A 3,126-nucleotide genomic window follows, 5' to 3' on the forward strand; every position below is an offset into this window, starting at 1 on the left:
GCTCTTTCGAGCAAGCAAATTGCTTGGGTGTTATATGGTCAAGCCTCACGGGCAATTAGTATTGGTTAGCTCAACGCCTCACAGCGCTTACACACCCAACCTATCAACGTCGTAGTCTTCGACGGCCCTTCAGGGGACTCAAGGTCCCAGTGAGATCTCATCTTGAGGCTAGTTTCCCGCTTAGATGCTTTCAGCGGTTATCTATTCCGAACATAGCTACCCGGCAATGCCACTGGCGTGACAACCGGAACACCAGAGGTTCGTCCACTCCGGTCCTCTCGTACTAGGAGCAGCCCCTCTCAAATCTCAAACGTCCACGGCAGATAGGGACCGAACTGTCTCACGACGTTCTAAACCCAGCTCGCGTACCACTTTAAATGGCGAACAGCCATACCCTTGGGACCGGCTTCAGCCCCAGGATGTGATGAGCCGACATCGAGGTGCCAAACACCGCCGTCGATATGAACTCTTGGGCGGTATCAGCCTGTTATCCCCGGAGTACCTTTTATCCGTTGAGCGATGGCCCTTCCATACAGAACCACCGGATCACTAAGACCTACTTTCGTACCTGCTCGACGTGTCTGTCTCGCAGTCAAGCGCGCTTTTGCCTTTATACTCTACGACCGATTTCCGACCGGTCTGAGCGCACCTTCGTACTCCTCCGTTACTCTTTAGGAGGAGACCGCCCCAGTCAAACTACCCACCATACACTGTCCTCGATCCGGATAACGGACCTGAGTTAGAACCTCAAAGTTGCCAGGGTGGTATTTCAAGGTTGGCTCCACGCGAACTGGCGTCCACGCTTCAAAGCCTCCCACCTATCCTACACAAGCAAATTCAAAGTCCAGTGCAAAGCTATAGTAAAGGTTCACGGGGTCTTTCCGTCTAGCCGCGGATACACTGCATCTTCACAGCGATTTCAATTTCACTGAGTCTCGGGTGGAGACAGCGCCGCCATCGTTACGCCATTCGTGCAGGTCGGAACTTACCCGACAAGGAATTTCGCTACCTTAGGACCGTTATAGTTACGGCCGCCGTTTACCGGGGCTTCGATCAAGAGCTTCGCGTTAGCTAACCCCATCAATTAACCTTCCGGCACCGGGCAGGCGTCACACCCTATACGTCCACTTTCGTGTTTGCAGAGTGCTGTGTTTTTAATAAACAGTCGCAGCGGCCTGGTATCTTCGACCGGCATGGGCTTACGCAGTAAATGCTTCACCCTCACCGGCGCACCTTCTCCCGAAGTTACGGTGCCATTTTGCCTAGTTCCTTCACCCGAGTTCTCTCAAGCGCCTTGGTATTCTCTACCCAACCACCTGTGTCGGTTTGGGGTACGGTTCCTGGTTACCTGAAGCTTAGAAGCTTTTCTTGGAAGCATGGCATCAACCACTTCGTGTTCTAAAAGAACACTCGTCATCAGCTCTCGGCCTTAAGATCCCGGATTTACCTAAGATCTCAGCCTACCACCTTAAACTTGGACAACCAACGCCAAGCTGGCCTAGCCTTCTCCGTCCCTCCATCGCAATAACCAGAAGTACAGGAATATTAACCTGTTTTCCATCGACTACGCTTTTCAGCCTCGCCTTAGGGACCGACTAACCCTGCGTCGATTAACGTTGCGCAGGAAACCTTGGTCTTTCGGCGTGGGTGTTTTTCACACCCATTGTCGTTACTCATGTCAGCATTCGCACTTCTGATACCTCCAGCAAGCTTCTCAACTCACCTTCACAGGCTTACAGAACGCTCCTCTACCGCATCATCCGAAGATGATACCCGTAGCTTCGGTGTATGGTTTGAGCCCCGTTACATCTTCCGCGCAGGCCGACTCGACTAGTGAGCTATTACGCTTTCTTTAAAGGGTGGCTGCTTCTAAGCCAACCTCCTAGCTGTCTAAGCCTTCCCACATCGTTTCCCACTTAACCATAACTTTGGGACCTTAGCTGACGGTCTGGGTTGTTTCCCTTTTCACGACGGACGTTAGCACCCGCCGTGTGTCTCCCATGCTCGGCACTTGTAGGTATTCGGAGTTTGCATCGGTTTGGTAAGTCGGGATGACCCCCTAGCCGAAACAGTGCTCTACCCCCTACAGTGATACATGAGGCGCTACCTAAATAGCTTTCGAGGAGAACCAGCTATCTCCGAGCTTGATTAGCCTTTCACTCCGATCCACAGGTCATCCGCTAACTTTTCAACGGTAGTCGGTTCGGTCCTCCAGTTAGTGTTACCCAACCTTCAACCTGCCCATGGATAGATCGCCCGGTTTCGGGTCTATTCCCAGCGACTAGACGCCCTATTAAGACTCGCTTTCGCTACGCCTCCCCTATTCGGTTAAGCTCGCCACTGAAAATAAGTCGCTGACCCATTATACAAAAGGTACGCAGTCACCCAACAAAGTGGGCTCCCACTGCTTGTACGCATACGGTTTCAGGATCTATTTCACTCCCCTCTCCGGGGTTCTTTTCGCCTTTCCCTCACGGTACTAGTTCACTATCGGTCAGTCAGTAGTATTTAGCCTTGGAGGATGGTCCCCCCATATTCAGACAAAGTTTCTCGTGCTCCGTCCTACTCGATTTCATGACTAAGAGATTTTCGCGTACAGGGCTATCACCCACTATGGCCGTACTTTCCAGAACGTTCCGCTAATCTCAAAGCCACTTAAGGGCTAGTCCCCGTTCGCTCGCCACTACTAAGGGAATCTCGGTTGATTTCTTTTCCTCAGGGTACTTAGATGTTTCAGTTCCCCTGGTTCGCTTCTTAAGCCTATGTATTCAGCTTAAGATACCTAACTTATGTTAGGTGGGTTCCCCCATTCAGACATCTCCGGATCAAAGTCTGTTTGCCGACTCCCCGAAGCTTTTCGCAGGCTACCACGTCTTTCATCGCCTCTGACTGCCAAGGCATCCACCGTATGCGCTTCTTCACTTGACCATATAACCCCAAGCAATCTGGTTATACTGTGAAGACGACATTCGCCGAAAATTCGCATGCATTGCTCAATAAAGAGCGACTCACAAATTTTACCTTAGCCTGATCCGTTACCAGTGAAAGTAACGTTCAGTCTATCTTTCTATCACATACCCAAATTTTTAAAGAACGATCTAATCAAAGACTAGAAATCAATATTCA

At 50.8% G+C, this 3,126-nt stretch carries 1 rRNA gene; it reads right to left on the minus strand.

Annotated features, from left to right (window positions below):
- Positions 1-34: 34 nt before the first annotated feature.
- A 23S ribosomal RNA gene (locus F8N96_RS34710) occupies positions 35-2,928 on the minus strand.
- Between the last annotated feature and the right edge of the window lie 198 nt (positions 2,929-3,126).

This window comes from Pseudomonas fluorescens (assembly GCF_902497855.1).
Classification (GTDB): domain Bacteria; phylum Pseudomonadota; class Gammaproteobacteria; order Pseudomonadales; family Pseudomonadaceae; genus Aquipseudomonas; species Aquipseudomonas fluorescens_BI.